A 17,783-nucleotide genomic window follows, 5' to 3' on the forward strand; every position below is an offset into this window, starting at 1 on the left:
AGTGATGCGCAGTTATGCCTGGTACAGAAACTTTTTTGCGGTGGCGATCACGCCATCAGCGATTACAGCGCGCGTTGACGCACCGCTTCAAACAAACAGACGCCGGTTGCGACTGACACGTTCAGCGAGGAAACGCTGCCCGCCATTGGAATGCTGATCAGCTCATCGCAATGCTCTCGCGTGAGGCGACGCATACCTTCACCTTCCGCGCCCATGACCAAGGCCATTGGACCGGTCATTTTGCTCTGATACACAGTGTGATCGGCTTCGCCGGCGGTACCCACTACCCAAATGTTGTATTCCTGCAGCAAGCGCAAAGTACGCGCCAGGTTAGTCACGCGAATTAACGGCACGTTTTCGGCTGCGCCGCTGGCCACTTTTTTCGCTGTTGCGTTGAGTGTCGCGGAGCGATCTTTTGGAACGATGACCGCATGCACACCCGCAGCATCGGCGCTACGCAGGCAAGCACCCAAATTGTGCGGATCGGTGACGCCATCCAGCACCAGTAAAAATGGTTTTTCCAGGCTTTGCAGCAGATCCGGCAGATCGCCTTCCTGATACTGGCGGCCCGGCTTCACGCGCGCGACAATACCCTGATGCACGCCACCTTCAACCTGGCTATCGAGCCATTGACGGTTAGCCAGTTGAATCACGATACCTTGAGCTTCCAGCGCGGTTACCAACGGTTGCAGACGACGATCGTCGCGGCCTTTGAGGATAAAGACTTCCTGGAAACGTTGTGGATCGTTTTCCAGCAGCGCCTGCACGGCATGGATACCAAAAATTATTTCGCTCATCGATCTGCTCAGTATTGGGAGAATGAATGGATTACGAACCGCCCTTGCTCTTCGGAGCAAGGGCGGAGATGCGCATCAGACAGGATTTGCCTTCTTCGCGGCGCGCTTGGCCTTAGTGGCGGCGGCGATTTTACGGGTTTTCTCCGAGACTTTTTTACTTTTTTTCTCGGTGCTTGCAGCAGCAGGCTTTTTCTTTTCACCAGCGGGCTTTTTCTTCTCACCGCGGAACGCGGAATCTGGCTCGAAGTTAGCCTTCTTACTGATTTCACGACGACGCTTCGGCGGTGCTTTGCCTTCACGTTTATCGCGCTCACGAGCCGTTTTACCTTCGCCGCGTGGCTTGCGAGAGCTGGAAATCAGGGCAAAGTCGATTTTACGCTCATCCATGTGCACCGCTTCAACTCGGACTTCTACGGCATCACCCAGACGATAAGTACGCCCGCCTGATTCGCCAATCAAACGCTGACCAATCGGGTCGAAACGATAATAGTCATTGTCGAGCGTTGATACGTGTACCAGACCATCAATGAACAGATCGTTGAGGCGAACGAAGAAGCCAAAACCGGTGACGCTAGAAATGACGCCATTGAAGACATTGCCGACCTGATCCTGCATGAAGTCACACTTCAGCCAATCAGCAACGTCGCGGGTGGCTTCATCAGCACGGCGTTCAGTTAAGGAGCAGTGCTGGCCCAACTGCAGCATTTGCTGCATCTCGTAGTGATAACCGCCAGTTTCGGTAGTAATGCCTTTCACTTCGCCCTGCTCTTTTGCCAGCAGATATTTGATTGCGCGGTGCAAGAGCAGGTCTGGGTAACGGCGAATCGGTGAAGTAAAGTGCGCGTAAGAGGTCAACGCCAGACCGAAGTGACCACGGTTTTCTGGATCGTAAACGGCCTGCTTCATTGAGCGCAGCAGCATGGTTTGCAGCATTTCCGCATCAGGACGATCGGCAACTTGCGTGAGCAGCGCTGCGTAATCGATGGGTTGCGGCTTAGTCCCGCCCGGCAAGGTCAGCCCCAGCTCGTTTAATACGGTGCGGAAGCTTTCAATACTTTCATCGGTAGGACGATCATGATCGCGGAACAGCGCCGGCTCTTCATTTTTTTCAACAAAGCGTGCCGAGGCAATGTTCGCCAAAATCATGCACTCTTCAATGAGTTTGTGCGCATCATTACGCGAAGTGCGCTCTACACGTTCGATACGACGTTCAGCGTTGAAGATAAACTTGGCTTCTTCCGTTTCAAACGATATACCACCACGCTCTTCGCGCGCCGCTTCCAGCGCCTGATACATATTATGCAGCTCTTCAAGCTCTTTGACTCGCGGCGCATATTGCTCGCGCAGTTCCGCATTGCCTTGCAGAATATTCCACACTTTGGTGTAAGTCAGACGCGCATGCGAATTCATCACCGCTTCGTAATGCTTAAAGCCTGTCAGCTTGCCTTTGGATGAGACGGTCATTTCGCACACCATACACAGGCGATCGACCTGTGGGTTCAGCGAACATAATCCGTTGGAAAGCACTTCCGGCAGCATAGGAACGACTTGAGACGGGAAGTAAACTGAAGTGCCACGCTGATGGGCTTCATCGTCAAGCGGCGTGCCTGGACGTACGTAATAGCTGACATCCGCAATCGCAACCCACAAACGCCACCCACCGCCACGCTTTTTCTCACAGTAAACGGCATCATCAAAGTCTCGCGCATCTTCACCGTCAATAGTGACCAGCGGCAGCTGTCGCAAATCAACACGCCCAACTTTGGCCTCTTCTGGCACCACTTCACTTAGCTTGCTTACCTGTTTCTCTACTTCTGGCGGCCAGGTGTGTGGAATCTCATGGGTACGTAATGCCATATCGACGGCAAGGCTAGTGCCCATATCATCGCCAAGAATTTCAGCGATTTTACCAATGGCTTTCGTGCGGCGTGTTGGACGTTGTACCAGTTCGACCACCACCACCGAACCCATGCGGGCGTTCAGGGTTTCTTCTGGTGGAATGAGAATATCGAAACTCAGGCGGCTGTCGTCAGGCACCACAAATCCGGCTCCCGCATCAGTGAAGTAGCGGCCCACGATTTGATTGTTACGCGGCTCTTGCACACGCACAACGCGCGCCTCACGACGGCCTTTGCGATCCGCGCCCAAAGGCTGAGCGAGAATGACATCGCCGTGCATGCAGAACTTCATCTGTTCTGCAGAGAGGTAGAGATCGTCTTTCTGCCCTTCTGCGCGCAGGAAACCGTAGCCATCACGGTGGCCGATAACTTTGCCGCGCAGCAGATCGAGACGTTCAGGTAAGGCGTAACATTGACGGCGAGTGAACACCAGCTGGCCGTCGCGCTCCATTGCACGTAAGCGGCGACGTAATGCTTCAAGGTGTTCTTCTTCTTGCAAATTCATTTCTTGCGCCAGCTCATCGCGGCTGGCTGGCTTTTCGCGTTTTTCTAACAGCGCCAGGATAAATTCCCGGCTTGGAATTGGGTTTTCGTATTTTTCAGCTTCTCTATCCTGATAAGGATCTTTTGACATAACGGTTCCTCCGATGTCATTTAATTTTCATTGCCACCGGCGGTTCGGACAATATAATTTCATATAAAGGTGTATTTCCTTCAACGAGATCCGCCAGGGTATAGCTATCCAGTTCCCGTAAGAATACCTGCACCGCAGCATGGAGTGCATTCCTTAAACGGCAAGCTGGCGTAATGGCACACGCGCTGCAATCTACTAATTGTAGCGGTTCCATCTTACGAACGACTTCACCAATGACGATTTGATTGGCTTTCATGCCTAAACGAATGCCGCCATTTTTACCGCGCGTAGCTGCCACAAACCCAGCACGGCTTAATTGATTGATGATTTTGACCATATGATTACGCGATACGCCATAGGTATTGGTTACTTCGGTAATGTTAGTCAACTTGCCTTCCGGCAAGGTAGCCATATATATCAAGGCCCGCAGACCATAATCAGTAAAACTTGTCAGCTGCACATTAACCTCGGTGAATCATCAAAAGTGGCATTGATTCGTGTGTTCGCCTTGCGATTAATTTCAATTGTTAACCGGTTCGCTTTTTAATTAAGTAAGATGATAAACCAGAGTCTGGGCAGCTGTGCGTTTTTTTAAGCCAGAGGGTGATTTGATAAGCGAAGGGATATTCAGGGGCGTCAAAGCGCGGAAAAACAAAGGCCGGAGATTGTCCGGCCTCAATGTGATTATGCGTCGAACGGATCGCGCAGAATCATCGTTTCACTACGATCAGGGCCAGTAGAGATGATATCAACCGGCACGCCAGTGATCTCTTCTACGCGTTTGATGTAGTTACGGGCAGCTTGTGGCAAGCCTTCCAGTGTTTTCACACCAAAAGTCGTTTCGCTCCAGCCTGGCATTGATTCGTAAATCGGCTCAATGCCTTCCCAGTTTTCTGCCGCCAGCGGTGTGGTGGTTGTTTCACTGCCATCTGGCATGCGATACGCTACGCAGATTTTCACTTCTTTCAGGCCATCCAACACGTCCAGCTTGGTCATGCAGAAACCTGATAAAGAGTTGATCTGAACGGCACGACGAACAGCAACAGCGTCCAGCCAACCAGTACGACGACGGCGACCCGTGGTAGCACCAAATTCGTTGCCTTGCTTACACAGGAACTCACCCGTTTCATCAAACAGTTCCGTTGGGAACGGGCCTGCACCTACGCGAGTAGAGTAGGCTTTAACGATGCCCAGCACATAATCAACGTAACGAGGACCAATGCCTGAACCGGTAGCAACGCCGCCTGCGGTGGTGTTTGATGAGGTTACATACGGATAAGTACCGTGATCGATGTCCAACAACGTACCTTGCGCGCCTTCGAACATGATCAGGTCGCCACGCTTACGCGCGCCGTCCAATAGTTCAGACACATCAACAACCATGCTGGTCAGGATGTCGGCAACCGCCATCACATCACTCAGCACTTTGTCGAAATCGACAGCTTCTTCTTTGTAGTAATGCACCAGCTGGAAGTTGTAGTAATCGACCACTTCTTTCAGTTTGGCTGCGAAAGTTTCTTTGTTGAAGAGATCGCTAACACGCAGAGCACGGCGAGCCACTTTATCTTCATAAGCCGGGCCAATACCACGGCCGGTGGTGCCGATCGCTTTGGCACCACGCGCTTTTTCGCGCGCCATGTCCATCGCAACGTGATATTGCAGAATCAGCGGACAAGCTTCAGAAATCAGCAGACGTTCGCGTACCGGAATCCCACGCGCTTCCAGGCCTTTCATCTCTTTCATCAATGCTTCAGGAGAGAGAACCACGCCATTACCAATAATACTGGTAACGTTTTCGCGCAGAATGCCAGAAGGGATCAAGTGGAGAACGGTTTTTTCACCGTTGATGACAAGTGTGTGGCCCGCATTGTGGCCGCCTTGATAACGCACAACGTAATTCGCGCGTTCAGTCAGAAGGTCTACAATCTTACCTTTACCTTCGTCACCCCATTGGGTGCCCAGTACGACGACGTTCTTACCCATTTCTCAAAATCACCGATTGCTTAAAAATGGATTCTACCATCTGATCGGGTCGCTTTCAGCACTTTTAGCATACGATTGCGCGCTTTTTTGCCTGAGTTTTGATCACTACAACATGTGGGGGGAAACGCGCCTTAAAACCACAATTTAGGCTGTGAGCGATCGCGCATCAGATATTGCCGTGCATGCTTAACATGCAATAAATCACTACACCCGCGACCACTAAGCCGCCGCCAAAACGATGCAGCAGGCGATCAGGCAGTTGCGTCATGGTTTGAATTAACCGCCGCCAGGCACGTGGCATAAACATCGGTCCTAAGCCTTCCAGCACCAATACCAACGCTAATGCCATCCAGATACTCGTGTTCATTCCTGTAATCCAAAAAAAAGGCCGACAAAAGTGTCGGCCCGTAGGTTATATCAGTTCTTATCGCGTTGCGTTAGAGGGCGCTTTCATATATCGGAAGAAATCGCTGTCTGGACTCAACACCATGATGTCCTGATTTTCGTTGAAGCTATTTTCATAAGCGCGCAGGCTGCGGATGAAAGCATAGAAATCCGGGTCCTGACTAAACGCATTTGCAAATAACTTCGCCGTTTCAGCATCACCATCACCGCGGGTAATCAACGCTTCACGCTGTGCTTCTGCGATGGTACGTGTTACCTGATAATCGGCCTGAGCGCGCAATTTCTCCGCCTCTTCCTGACCTTGTGAACGCTGACTACGCGCTACCGCTTCACGTTCTGCACGCATACGGTTAAAGATGGCGTCAGACACTTCGGTCGGCAAGTTAATTTGCTTAATACGCACATCAACAACCTGAATACCTAACGCCGCCATGCTGTTCGGGTTTGGCGCAGGTTCACTGCTGTTGGTTTCACGCTCAACGCGCGCTGCCGCGTTAGCAATCGCATCATCAGCGGCGGGTGTCGCAATTTCGTCGTCGTTGCCCGCGCTACCGGTATTCAGTGCATCACGCACGTCAGTGGTTAAGCGGCCACGCGAATCCGTCACGATGTCTTTCACATCCAGACGACCCATTTCAGAACGCAAACGGTCACTGAACTTACGTTTCAGCAGCACTTCAGCCTGTGAAACGTCACCGCCGCCGGTTGCCAGGTAATAACGGCTAAAATCACTGATGCGCCATTTGATATAAGAGTCAACGATCAGGTCTTTTTTCTCTTTGGTTACAAAGCGATCGGCTTGGTTATCCATGGTCTGAATACGTGCATCCAACGATTTAACCGTTTCGATAAACGGAATCTTGAAATGCAGACCCGGTGAAAACACCTGTGGTTTGTTTTCATCATCGCGCAACACTTTACCGAAACGCAGCACAATGCCCCGCTGGCCTTCTTGCACAACAAACAGCGATGCGTAAAGCGCCACCAGCACAACAATAAGTAAAAAGATTATGGGCTTACGCATCGATTACTCTCTCCCTTCGCGCTGGGTATCGTTGCGCTGAGCATTCACTCGACGCTGATCCAGGACGCTGTCTGGACTGTATGACGAACTTTCACTGCGGCTGGTATTACGGTCTGAAAGGGGTGGCAGCGTTGATGAACTCGTGCCTTTTTTACCACTCTGACCGGAAGAATCCATGCCACGCATCAGTTGATCAAGCGGCAGCACCATCAGGCTATTACCACGATCATTAACCAGCACCTTACGAGTGTGACTCAACACGCGTTCCATGGTTTCGATATACAGACGCTCTTTGGTGATCTCTGGCGCGGCTTTATACTCCGGCAGAATCTTGGCAAAACGCGCTACTTCACCTTGTGCTTCCAGAACAGTACGCTCTTTATAAGCACGTGCTTCTTCAAGCAGACGTTGCGCCTGGCCATTGGCTCGCGGCTGAACTTCGTTGGCGTAAGCTTCCGCTTCACGTACGTATTGCTCGCGGTTTTCACGCGCTGCAATTGCATCATCAAACGCTGACTTCACCTCTTCCGGCGGACGTGCTGCCTGGAAGTTGACGTCAAGCACCGCAATACCCATGTTGTATGGACGAATGGTTTCATCGATTTCACGTTGGGTATCGCTACGCACCACGGTACGGCCTTCAGTCAGAATGCGGTCCATGGTTGAACGACCAATAACGCCACGCAGCGCACTGTCAGTTGCCTGACGCAGGCTGTCATCGGCGCTGGTCACTGCATAGAGATAGCGCTCTGGATCGGTCACGCGGTACTGCACGTTCATTTCTACGCGCACCACGTTCTCATCAGACGTTAACATCACGCCAGAAGCCGCCAGTTCACGTACCGCTTCAACGTTAACCGCGCGGACCTGATCGATAAATGTCGGCTTCCAGTTAAGGCCCGGCTCAACCAGATGGCTGAATTTACCGAAGCGTGTAACCACGCCGCGTTCCGCTTCTTTGATGGTGTAGAATCCGCTGGCGGCCCAGATGACCACAGCAGCAACAGCTACAATGCCAACAATTTTTCCACCGCTGCCGGAGCCGCGCTGACCGTTGTCACTCTGTTTGCCACCGCCCAGTCCACCGAGCTTCTTGCTCAGCTTACGGAAGATATCATCCAGATCAGGTGGCCCTTTATCTCGACCTCCTTTATTTCCCCCAGAGTTGCCGCCTTGATTATTGCTGCTTCCCCACGGGTCGCGGTCCTGTCCGTTATTTCCGGGCTGATTCCACGCCATGTCTCTACTCCATTTATTGTATTTGCGGCTTACCTTCATCTTTCATGCTGGCGCGACGTTAGCTGCTCTCGCTTACCCCAATGACTTACCGCAGTATGCTTTATGGGATTCGCTCAATGACTGCCTTGCTACAACCTGAAATCTATTGGGTAAGTTCGATTGGGCAACATGTCAAACAATGTAACTGGTTAATGACGGCTCTTGTTTACATAAACGACGCCAGTCAACAATTGGCATCCTGATCTGTAAACCGACACTGCCGTCTTCTTCATTCCACTCTTTTTCAATCGCCTGCAACTGATAGAAACGGCTGCGCAAGCGCCCCGCATCTGGTGGCAGACGCAAATCATATTGGGCAATTTCACCCGACAGGCGCTCTGACAACGCTTGCCACAACAAAGGAATGCCCACGCCAGTCTGGGCTGAAAGCCAGACACGAATTGGCAGGTTTTCTTCGTTGCGATCAATACGCGGTTCAAAATTATCGAGCATATCGATTTTATTCATGATCAGAAGCTTCGGTATTTCGTCCGCTTCAATCTCTTCAAGAACCGTATCTACGGCTTCGATATTCTCATTCAGTCGCACGTCTGCACCGTCAATGACGTGAAGCAGCAATGCTGCCTGACGCGTTTCTTGCAGTGTAGCTTTAAACGCAGCGACAAGGTCATGCGGGAGATGGCGAATAAACCCAACAGTATCCGCTAATACCACCTCGCCAACATCAGCCACATTCAAGCGACGTAAAGTAGGATCAAGGGTCGCAAAGAGTTGATCCGCAGCGTACACATTGGCAGAGGTAATGGCGTTAAACAGAGTGGATTTTCCGGCGTTGGTGTAGCCTACCAGAGAAACGGTGGGTACATCGGCTTTAGCGCGCGCCTGACGTCCCTGCTCGCGCTGTTTTTCAACACGCTCAAGTCGGGAAAGAATCTGGCTTATGCGGCCACGTAATAAACGGCGGTCAGTCTCTAGCTGCGTTTCACCCGGGCCACGCAGGCCAATACCGCCTTTTTGGCGTTCAAGGTGCGTCCAACCACGCACAAGACGCGTAGCAAGATGACGTAGCTGAGCCAACTCGACCTGCAATTTACCTTCGTGGGTGCGGGCGCGCTGGGCAAAGATATCAAGGATTAAGCCTGTGCGATCAATCACACGGCATTCGCATAACCGCTCCAGGTTTCTTTCCTGAGCGGGCGTTAAGGCATGATCGAATAATACGACCGATGCTCCACTTGATTTTACCGCATCGGCAATTTCAACGGCCTTTCCTTCACCGACAAAATACTTCGGGTGTGGCGCTTTACGACTGCCGGTAATGACTTGCAGCGCTTCGACGCCAGCAGAAGAAACCAGGGTTTCAAATTCCTGTAGATCTTCTACCTCTTTGTCTTGGGAGAACCAGATGTGTACCAGTACGGCCTGCTCACCGGCATCATAACGGTCAAACAAGCTATAACCTCGCTAAAAATAAAAGACCAGGACGGAAAACGATTAACGTTCTCCAGTCCTGGCTGAACGGCGGCGCCTTATTCTGCGCTATCACCGTCTTGTTGTGGCTGCGGCTGCGCTGATGGCGTGCTGCCGCTATGATGGTAATTATTCGTGCTGCCGCCGGTATTATTGCTATGGTGAGAAACCGGACGTGAAGGCACTACGGTAGAAATGGCATGCTTGTACACCATCTGACTGACCGTGTTCTTCAACAGAATCACAAACTGATCAAATGACTCAATCTGACCTTGCAGCTTAATACCGTTAACCAAATAAATCGAAACCGGAACACGTTCACGACGCAATGCGTTCAAAAACGGGTCTTGTAATGATTGCCCCTTAGCCATTCTATCTTTTCCTTATATGCTTGTTGTTTGTTGCTTTTAGAACCTAGAGTTCTGAAAAAACTGCGTAAAAATTTGCGCACGATAACCAGCCAATTGTACACAATCACCCATGCTTCGCACTAAGAACCTGTAACACCGTTTCGCGGGCTAATTGGGGTTCGTCGCTGTCTAACCAGTGAACGTTTTCCCAACCACGTAGCCATGTCATTTGGCGCTTAGCGAGCTGCCGGGTCGCGCAAATTCCCCGATAAACCATCTCGTTGTAATCAATTTCGCCAGATAAGTAAGACCACATCTGACGATATCCCACACAACGAATGGAAGGCATGTCCGTATGCAAATCACCTCGTGCAAACAGGGCCCGAGACTCCGCTTCAAATCCTGACGCTAACATCTGTTCGAAACGTAAAGCGATGCGCTGGTGTATCAGCTCGCGGCTCGCGGGGGCGATGGCAAACTGGTACACGTCGTAGGGTAACGCTTCGCCGGACGTTTTTGTCAGTTCCGTTAAAGTTTTACCCGAAATAAAAAAAACTTCCAGTGCTCGCGAAAGTCTCTGCGGATCATTCGGATGAATACGACTGCCGGCAACCGGATCGATTTCACACAGTTGGCGGTGTAAGGCTTCCCATCCATCATCACGCGCCATTTGCTCTATACGCTGACGAACCTCCGGATCGGCCGAGGGCAGCGGCGACAATCCTTCAAGTAACGCCTTGAAGTAGAGCATAGTTCCACCAACAAGCAACGGAATACGTCCGCTTCGGACAATATCCGCCATTTCTGCTAAAGCATCGCGACGAAATTCCGCAGCCGAATAGGCCTCTGCGGGATCGCGTATGTCTAACAAACGATGGGGTGCCAACGCTAACTCTTCAGCCGACGGTTTCGCCGTGCCAATATCCATCTGACGATAGATTAAGGCAGAATCCACGCTGATAAGTTCCACAGGCAACTGCTTGCGCAGCTCAATCGCTAAGGCGGTTTTGCCCGAAGCGGTGGGTCCCATCAAAAAAATAGCCTTGGGCCGGCCAGCCTGGTTTAGTTCACTCATGCTTCAACGCGTTGATCGCGCTCTCAGTTTCAAGGGCTTGTAATAAGCCTGAAGGCGGCGATTTTAATAGCTGTGGGCAAAGCCGTTCCAGCTCAGCCAACAATGTAATCGCCTGCGAGTGATTCCAGTTTTGAGACTCTGCATCTTCGCGTCGTGCCAGCCATTGAGCCAGCTGCGCGGCAGAATTCTCTTGCTGTCGGGCCAAATAGCCTAACAGCTCAGGAATCAAGATTTGTAAATTTTGTGTTCGTAACGGTAAAGGCACTGCGCGTAAGGTCACATGGTCGCCTTGTGGCTGCAAATCAATTGCCATCTGATTGAGTAAGCTGGCATTTTCTTGCGCCGCCTTGCGCTCAACCTGTGCAATTTTCAGCCGGACCGGAATCAACAACGGTTGCGGTTTCAATCCCGCTTCGCCAGGCTGAAGCTGGGCCTGTTTCAACCAGCGAGATGCAACCGGTAGCGCCATAAGCATCAGGGTTTCATTTTGTTCCAGCAGCGCATATTGGCCCTGTATTACCGTTAATACGCGACCAAAACTTTGTGCATGCGCTGCCAGCGGAGCTTCTTTTACGGCTGGACGAAGCGTGGTTTCTGGCGCGCTAACCTGCGGCGTTTTCAGCAATTGCTGATACACCGAGCCTTCACGCTTACTGTAACTGTTCTCTTTCGTTTGCCACGCGGGAACCTGAGCTGGAGCTGGAGCTGAGACATTTTCACTGCGGCGCGGCGCGGGCTGGGCAAAATGGTTGCCCCCCGCCGCCTGGCGGTTTTCGGGCTGCCAGCGCGGAGCCGGTTCTTCAGCTTGCAATGTAGGCAACGTTGGCGCGGCGCTCGCCTGTAAAGCGCTGATTACGCCCTGATAAATAAAATCATGCACCAGTCGCGACTGATGAAAACGCACTTCATGTTTTGCCGGATGAACGTTCACATCGACCTGATGTGGGTCGATCTCCAGATAAAGCACATAAGCGGGTTGTTGGTCGTCCTGCAGCTGCGTTTGAAAAGCCTGGCGAATGGCATGATTGATCAACTTGTCACGCATCATGCGGCCATTAACATAACAATATTGCAGCTCGCTAACCTGACGTGAACCGGTGGGATCGGCGACCCATCCGCGTAAAGAGAGATCATCATGTTGCCAGTCAATACGCATCGCATGTTGCATAAAGGTGGTGCCGCAAATCGCGCCCAGACGGCGTTCGCGCTGCCCTTCATCAGTGACAGCACGATATTGGCGCATCAATTTGCCGTTGTGGCTAAGTGAAATAGCCACGTCAAAACGCGCCAGCGCAATGCGACGGACAACTTCATCAATATGCGTAAATTCGGTTTTTTCGGTACGCATAAACTTGCGGCGTGCAGGTGTGTTGTAGAACAGGTCGAGCACCTCAAGCGTGGTGCCGCAAGGATGTGCCGCCGGTTTGACTGTGACCGCCATATCGCGCCCTTCTGCATAGGCCTGCCAGGCTTCATTTTGCTCAGCAGTACGTGAAGTCAATGTCAGACGCGAAACGGAACTGATACTCGCCAGCGCTTCGCCACGAAAGCCCAGGCTCATAATGGCTTCAAGATCGTCAAGGGAGGCGATTTTACTGGTGGCATGACGCGCCAGCGCCATCGCCAGTTCTGCCTTGTTAATGCCGCAGCCGTTATCGCGGATGCGGATCAGCTTGGCACCCCCCTTTTCAATATCCACATCAATGCGTGTCGCACCCGCGTCGAGGCTGTTTTCCACCAGCTCTTTTACAACCGATGCGGGACGCTCAACCACTTCGCCTGCGGCAATTTGATTAGCCAGCTGCGGCGGTAAAATTTGAATCGGCATGATGGATATCCTTTTAGCGGGTAGCCCGGCGCAGTGGCCGGGCAAACAATCAGGACGTTGGAATCTTCAGATTTTGACCTAGCATCACATTGGTCGATTTCAAATTATTCGCCTGCATAATCGCTTTCGGGCTAACACCGTAATGCGCAGCAATGCCCGTTAACGAATCACCTCGAACGACTTTATGACGTACCGGTTTTTGTGCGGCCGTCGTGCGGCTGGCTGCGGCGCTGGCGGGCACTTTTAAACGTTGGCCAACCCAAACTACATCACGCTTCAGGGTATTCATCTCACGCAATGTCGCCATGCTAACGCCATATTTTTCCGCAATCCCGGAAAGCGTTTCGCCGCGTGTCACCGTATGACGCTGGGTCATGCCCGTGTACTGCGTTACGCCCGTGGCCGGATTACTGGCAACACTAATCGTCGGCTGCGAGCCGACTGGGCGGTTTTCCTCCTTTGGGACCGATTGTAGCGGGTGCGCCAGGAAATAAGTGCGCAGACCTTTATAGATCGACTGCGCAATTTTTTCCTGGTGTGCGCTACTGCCAAGCAGTCGCTCCTCCGAGGTATTACTGATAAAACCGGTTTCCACTAACAGTGAGGGAATATCCGGCGAACGCAGCACGCCAAGGCTGGCATGCTCAGGTAGACGCTTGTGAAGTGTTGCGACACCCCGCATCTGTTGCAATACTTTTACCGCAATGTCATATCCCACGCGCTGCGAATGACCAAATTGCAGATCAAGCACCGCCTGGCTGAGATAAGGATCGGCCTGACTATTTGCCAGCAAATCACCCGCGCCGCCGAGCAGTTCAGATTGCTTCTCTTTCTGTTCTAGCCAGTTTGCCATTTCGCTGTTAGCACGCCGATTCGACAATACCCAAACTGACGCACCGGTCGCCGCATGGCTTGGTGCCGCATCGGCGTGAATCGAAACCAGCACGTTGGCATTGGCCTTACGCGCAACATCAGAGCGTCCCATGACCGAGATAAAATAGTCACCGTCACGTGTCAGCACACCTTTGAACATTGGGTCAGTGTTCAATAACACTTTCAGCTTGCGAGCAATCGCAATGGTGACATTCTTCTCTTTTAAGCCATTCTGCCCCATCGCGCCGGGATCCTGACCGCCATGCCCGGCATCAATCGCCACAATTACCGTATCGTTAAGACTGGATGCGGAGCCAGGCCGAACCGTGCTTGCAGTACTGGTTACGGCGGTCACCGGACTCGCATCGAAAGGATTACTGGTTGAGGTGCTTTGCGTCGGAACGCGAGAAGGTGTTAGCGTGCGGGAAGGTGTGCTTCGCGTTGCAGGGCGCGTACCGTTGATGGTGAACACCACGTTGTAATTGTTGCCATTGCGCTGCGTCACTGCACGCGTTTTGCCTGGCTGCGTTAGCTCAAGCACCAACCGAACGCTTTGCTTATCTTTCGGCGTGCTGGTGCGAATGCGTTTAACGATGTTTTCGCCACTGAAATTCAGCGGTAAACCTTGAATAACGCCGCTTTGACGAATATCCAACACCACGCGATCGGGATTACGCAGCGGGAAGAAACCGTAAACCGGTTGGCCGGCAAAGCTGAGTGTCACCGTTGCCTGACTGTCGCCATTCGCCACTTTAATATCAGAAAGATTCGCGGCAAACAGCGGTGTGGCAACCAGTAACAACAGTGTTACCAGCGCGATTTTCATCCGTGACATCATGCTTGATTCCTGCCTTGCTCAATCTCATCAATCCATGTTTGACCCAGTGGCGATTGCGCCACCAGCTCAGCTTCACGTGCAGTGTCAACGTAGCGCAGCGTCAGTGCCAAATCGGGCGGCGGCAAAACGCCTGCACCCTGCTGCGGCCATTCCACCAGGCAAATTGCGTCTCCCGTGAAATAATCACGAATTCCCATGAACTCAAGCTCCTCGGGATCGGCAAGACGATAAAGGTCGAAATGGTAAAGTGAACGATCGCCCAAGATGTAAGGCTCAACCAGTGTATAGGTTGGACTTTTTACATTGCCTTGATGGCCTAACGCTTGCAGAAAACCACGGCTAAAGGTGGTTTTACCCGCCCCGAGATCGCCATACAAATAGATAACCGCCGCGCGGTGACATGCGCGAGCGAGTTGTGCACCCAATTCCAGCGTTGCCGCTTCGTCAGGCAGAGAAATAACACAGGTTTTCATGCTTTATTATTGATTCATCTCTGGATTAACAAACTGCCACAGCAGATCGAATAAGTCTGTCGCTAACATGCCGCGGGTGCCGCGTTTCGCTGCCACCGCATCGGCTGCAGCGCCATGCGCCACACAACCCGCACAAGCCGCATCGAACAGCGCCAATTTCTGCCCCATCAGCGAGGCGATGATACCGCTCAGCACATCGCCCATTCCGCCTGAAGCCATCCCTGCGTTCCCTACATCAGCAAAAGCCATTTCACCCGCTTCGCTGGCGATAATCGTTCCCGCGCCTTTTAATACCACAACACCACCATAGCGATTTGCTAAAGCTTGCGCGGCATGTAAGCGGTCACTCTCAATTTCGCTGGTCTTTATTCCCAGCAGGCGAGCCGCTTCACCTGGATGTGGCGTAATGATGCGATTCTGACGTTTCTCCGCACTGATTGCCAGCAGGTTAAGAGCATCAGCATCCCAAAGCATCGGCTTTTCGCTTTCAGCGACGCTTTTCAGTGCCTTCTTACCCCAATCACGCTGTCCTAAACCTGGGCCAATGGCAATCACATCTGCCCATTTCAGCGCCTCGCTCAACCGTTCATCGGTTAATTCATCTACCATGATTTCTGGCCGTGCAGTCAGAATCGGCGCGATATTATCTTTGTGAGTGAGTACTCGCACTAAACCACTGCCGGTACGCAGTGCGGCTTCTGAAGTCATGCGAATAGCGCCTGCGGTTCCTGCATCGCCGCCCACGACCAGCAAACGTCCCTGATTGCCTTTATGTGAGGTAGGTTTACGTGGTTTCAACCAGTGTGACAAAAAGCAGGCGTCAAAACGTGCCATAGGTGCTGTTTCACCGGATAAATAGGCGCTCAAGCCTAAATCTGCATAATTCAGCTCGCCAATGTAATCGCGGGCTTTACCGGTAATTTGACCCGGTTTCAGCGCAATAAAGCTCAACGTATGGGTTGCATCAACGACATCGCCAGACGCACTGCCGGTGGCGGCAGACAGACCGGAAGGCATATCTATTGATAAAACCGGCGCAGCATGCCTGTTCACCTGCTGAATCAAAGTGGCATAAGGTTCCGCTGGTGCCCGATTGATTCCGGTGCCCAATAGCGCATCAATAATGAGATCAACTTTTTCGGGCCAGCTCGCATCGGCTGCATGGATTTCGCCCCCCGCCTCAAGCCAGGCGTCACGCGCGGATTGTGCTTCTTCAGGAAGCGGCTTTTTCCCTTCACAGGCCAACAGCGTAACCTGTTTTCCCGCCGCCTGTGCCAGCCGCGCCACCACATAACCATCACCACCATTGTTACCGTGACCGCACAAAATTAACCAGCTCTGCGCCTCAGGCCAATGGGTTTGACTGTGCTCATAGGCAGCCTGACCGGCGCGCAGCATCAGTTCATATAAGGTAATCCCGAGCGTATCGGCGCCTTCATGCTCTAGCTGCGCCAGTGCCTGCGCAGGCCAGACAGAATATGGTAAACTGCCCCTGTTTTTCTTCGAATCCTGGTTACTCATGTCATACCCTCTCGATCTTCATCAACTCGCTCAACACATTAAACAGTGGGGATTAGATCTCGGCTTTCAGCAGGTCGGCATTACTGATACCGATCTCAGCGCGGAAGAGCCGCGTCTGCAAGAGTGGCTAGATAAGCAATATCATGGCGAAATGGATTGGATGGCGCGCCACGGTATGATGCGTGCCCGGCCGCACGAGCTGTTGCCCGGTACACTGCGCGTCATCAGTGTCCGCATGAATTATCTTCCGGCAAAAGCCGCCTTTGCCAGTACGCTAAAAAATCCCCAACTGGGCTACGTCAGTCGTTATGCTTTGGGACGTGATTACCACAAAGTATTGCGCAATCGACTGAAAAAGCTCGGAGAAATGATCCAGGCTAACTGCGGCGAGCTTAACTTCCGCCCGTTTGTTGATTCTGCGCCGCTGCTTGAACGCCCGCTCGCCGCCAAAGCGGGCTTGGGCTGGACCGGCAAACATTCACTGATTCTCAACCGGGAAGCGGGCTCATGGTTTTTCCTTGGTGAATTATTAATTGATCTGCCGTTGCCGATTGATGCGCCACAGGAAGAAAACTGCGGACGCTGCGTAGCCTGCATGACCATTTGCCCAACCAATGCGATTGTCGAACCCTACGTAGTGGATGCACGCCGCTGTATTTCCTATCTCACCATTGAGTTGGAAGGGGCGATCCCGGAAGAGTTCCGTCCGTTAATGGGCAACAGAATTTATGGCTGTGACGATTGCCAGCTGATCTGCCCATGGAATCGCTACGGGCAATTAAGTGATGAACCCGATTTTTCACCGCGAGCAGCGCTGCATGCGCCTGAGTTGATCGATCTTTTTGGCTGGGATGAAGCAAAATTTCTGCGTATTACCGAAGGTTCTGCCATTCGCCGGATTGGGCATTCCCGCTGGCTGCGTAATATTGCTGTCGCGTTAGGCAATGCACCCTGGTCAACGGAAGTGGTAGCAGCGTTACAACAGCGTCTGGGAGAACAGGCTTTGTTAGATGAGCATATTGAATGGGCATTACTACAGCAGCAGCAGAAACGTGAGCAGCTGGCTATTGAAGTGCAGCCGGCTCAACAAAAACGGCTGGTTCGTGCAGTGGAGAAAGGATTACCGCGTGATGCATGATTGAGCAACATGCTAGTCAAAAAAGTTTTTCCACACCTTGTGAATAAAAATAAAAAGCTGTTGTCATTCAAACGACATAACATTATCAAGTCGCTTAAATAACAAATTGAAATATTTTCATTAACTTATTATTCAATAGGTTACACTGAAATTGTGTTTATTTAAGAATTGGGCTATCGCTTGGCTTGCTAATCAAAGCTGTGGATAACTCTGTTTAAAAGAGTTTTGTAGATCGCT

The 17,783-nt window shown here is 51.9% G+C and carries 15 protein-coding genes; 1 reads left to right on the plus strand and 14 read right to left on the minus strand.

Features of this window, described 5'->3' with window-relative positions:
- Nucleotides 1-62: 62 nt before the first annotated feature.
- The 14 genes from rlmB to nnr all read right to left on the minus strand — a co-directional run bounded on the left by rlmB (nt 63) and on the right by nnr (nt 16,408).
- Nucleotides 63-797, minus strand: a complete 735-nt coding sequence (rlmB, locus tag ACF2G4_RS12060) for a 23S rRNA (guanosine(2251)-2'-O)-methyltransferase RlmB (protein ID WP_215845480.1) — start codon at nt 795-797, stop codon at nt 63-65.
- A 75-nt stretch (nt 798-872) separates the two neighbouring features.
- On the minus strand, nt 873-3,329 hold the full coding sequence (gene rnr, locus ACF2G4_RS12065) for a ribonuclease R (RefSeq protein ID WP_409074886.1): 2,457 nt from the start codon (nt 3,327-3,329) through the stop codon (nt 873-875).
- Nucleotides 3,330-3,345: 16 nt separating this feature from the next.
- Nucleotides 3,346-3,789 (minus strand): nitric oxide-sensing transcriptional repressor NsrR, encoded by a 444-nt coding sequence (gene nsrR, locus ACF2G4_RS12070; RefSeq protein ID WP_215845479.1) that lies wholly within the window; start codon nt 3,787-3,789, stop codon nt 3,346-3,348.
- 224 nt (nt 3,790-4,013) lie between these two features.
- Nucleotides 4,014-5,312 carry an adenylosuccinate synthase gene (locus ACF2G4_RS12075; protein WP_409074887.1) on the minus strand — a complete coding sequence of 433 codons (1,299 nt, stop codon included), beginning with the start codon at nt 5,310-5,312 and terminating at the stop codon, nt 4,014-4,016.
- Between the two features lie 166 nt (nt 5,313-5,478).
- Nucleotides 5,479-5,679, minus strand: coding sequence for a DUF2065 family protein (locus ACF2G4_RS12080; RefSeq protein ID WP_243078843.1), 201 nt, complete (start codon nt 5,677-5,679; stop codon nt 5,479-5,481).
- Nucleotides 5,680-5,736: 57 nt separating this feature from the next.
- Nucleotides 5,737-6,741, minus strand: a complete 1,005-nt coding sequence (gene hflC / locus ACF2G4_RS12085; protein ID WP_215845476.1) for a protease modulator HflC — start codon at nt 6,739-6,741, stop codon at nt 5,737-5,739.
- A gap of 3 nt (nt 6,742-6,744) precedes the next feature.
- The gene (gene hflK / locus ACF2G4_RS12090; RefSeq protein WP_215845475.1) at nt 6,745-7,980 is read right to left on the minus strand and encodes an FtsH protease activity modulator HflK; all 1,236 of its coding nucleotides are present in this window, start codon (nt 7,978-7,980) and stop codon (nt 6,745-6,747) included.
- A gap of 171 nt (nt 7,981-8,151) precedes the next feature.
- Nucleotides 8,152-9,432, minus strand: coding sequence for a ribosome rescue GTPase HflX (hflX, locus tag ACF2G4_RS12095; protein WP_215845474.1), 1,281 nt, complete (start codon nt 9,430-9,432; stop codon nt 8,152-8,154).
- 77 nt (nt 9,433-9,509) lie between these two features.
- Nucleotides 9,510-9,821 (minus strand): RNA chaperone Hfq, encoded by a 312-nt coding sequence (gene hfq / locus ACF2G4_RS12100; protein WP_215845473.1) that lies wholly within the window; start codon nt 9,819-9,821, stop codon nt 9,510-9,512.
- Between the two features lie 103 nt (nt 9,822-9,924).
- Complete coding sequence (gene miaA / locus ACF2G4_RS12105; protein ID WP_332625842.1) at nt 9,925-10,875, minus strand: tRNA (adenosine(37)-N6)-dimethylallyltransferase MiaA; 951 nt, start codon at nt 10,873-10,875, stop codon at nt 9,925-9,927.
- Complete coding sequence (gene mutL, locus ACF2G4_RS12110; protein WP_409074888.1) at nt 10,868-12,703, minus strand: DNA mismatch repair endonuclease MutL; 1,836 nt, start codon at nt 12,701-12,703, stop codon at nt 10,868-10,870. The genes miaA and mutL overlap by 8 nt, the downstream gene beginning before the upstream one ends.
- 49 nt (nt 12,704-12,752) lie before the next feature.
- Nucleotides 12,753-14,414 (minus strand): N-acetylmuramoyl-L-alanine amidase AmiB, encoded by a 1,662-nt coding sequence (gene amiB / locus ACF2G4_RS12115; protein WP_409074889.1) that lies wholly within the window; start codon nt 14,412-14,414, stop codon nt 12,753-12,755.
- Nucleotides 14,411-14,887, minus strand: a complete 477-nt coding sequence (gene tsaE, locus ACF2G4_RS12120) for a tRNA (adenosine(37)-N6)-threonylcarbamoyltransferase complex ATPase subunit type 1 TsaE (protein ID WP_215845471.1) — start codon at nt 14,885-14,887, stop codon at nt 14,411-14,413. The genes amiB and tsaE overlap by 4 nt, the downstream gene beginning before the upstream one ends.
- 6 nt (nt 14,888-14,893) lie before the next feature.
- Entirely contained in the window at nt 14,894-16,408 is a 1,515-nt protein-coding gene (nnr, locus tag ACF2G4_RS12125; RefSeq protein WP_409074890.1) for a bifunctional ADP-dependent NAD(P)H-hydrate dehydratase/NAD(P)H-hydrate epimerase, read from the minus strand.
- Here nnr and queG point away from each other — a divergent pair.
- The gene (gene queG, locus ACF2G4_RS12130) at nt 16,407-17,546 is read left to right on the plus strand and encodes a tRNA epoxyqueuosine(34) reductase QueG (RefSeq protein ID WP_409074891.1); all 1,140 of its coding nucleotides are present in this window, start codon (nt 16,407-16,409) and stop codon (nt 17,544-17,546) included. The two genes, nnr and queG, sit on opposite strands and share 2 nt — an antisense overlap.
- Nucleotides 17,547-17,783 lie beyond the last annotated feature (237 nt).

The organism is Pantoea phytostimulans (genome assembly GCF_046118715.1).
Taxonomy (GTDB): Bacteria; Pseudomonadota; Gammaproteobacteria; order Enterobacterales; family Enterobacteriaceae; genus Pantoea; species Pantoea phytostimulans.

Excerpts from the sequence above, each read along its gene's own strand:
- rlmB (WP_215845480.1), bottom strand. The coding sequence starts at position 797 with ATGAGCGAAATAATTTTTGGTATCCATGCCGTGCAGGCGCTGCTGGAA.
- rnr (WP_409074886.1), bottom strand. The coding sequence starts at position 3,329 with ATGTCAAAAGATCCTTATCAGGATAGAGAAGCTGAAAAATACGAAAAC.
- ACF2G4_RS12075 (WP_409074887.1), bottom strand. The coding sequence starts at position 5,312 with ATGGGTAAGAACGTCGTCGTACTGGGCACCCAATGGGGTGACGAAGGT.
- ACF2G4_RS12080 (WP_243078843.1), bottom strand. The coding sequence starts at position 5,679 with ATGAACACGAGTATCTGGATGGCATTAGCGTTGGTATTGGTGCTGGAA.
- hflC (WP_215845476.1), bottom strand. The coding sequence starts at position 6,741 with ATGCGTAAGCCCATAATCTTTTTACTTATTGTTGTGCTGGTGGCGCTT.
- hflK (WP_215845475.1), bottom strand. The coding sequence starts at position 7,980 with ATGGCGTGGAATCAGCCCGGAAATAACGGACAGGACCGCGACCCGTGG.
- hfq (WP_215845473.1), bottom strand. The coding sequence starts at position 9,821 with ATGGCTAAGGGGCAATCATTACAAGACCCGTTTTTGAACGCATTGCGT.
- miaA (WP_332625842.1), bottom strand. The coding sequence starts at position 10,875 with ATGAGTGAACTAAACCAGGCTGGCCGGCCCAAGGCTATTTTTTTGATG.
- mutL (WP_409074888.1), bottom strand. The coding sequence starts at position 12,703 with ATGCCGATTCAAATTTTACCGCCGCAGCTGGCTAATCAAATTGCCGCA.
- amiB (WP_409074889.1), bottom strand. The coding sequence starts at position 14,414 with ATGATGTCACGGATGAAAATCGCGCTGGTAACACTGTTGTTACTGGTT.
- tsaE (WP_215845471.1), bottom strand. The coding sequence starts at position 14,887 with ATGAAAACCTGTGTTATTTCTCTGCCTGACGAAGCGGCAACGCTGGAA.
- queG (WP_409074891.1), top strand. The coding sequence starts at position 16,407 with ATGTCATACCCTCTCGATCTTCATCAACTCGCTCAACACATTAAACAG.
- nnr (WP_409074890.1), bottom strand. The coding sequence starts at position 16,408 with ATGAGTAACCAGGATTCGAAGAAAAACAGGGGCAGTTTACCATATTCT.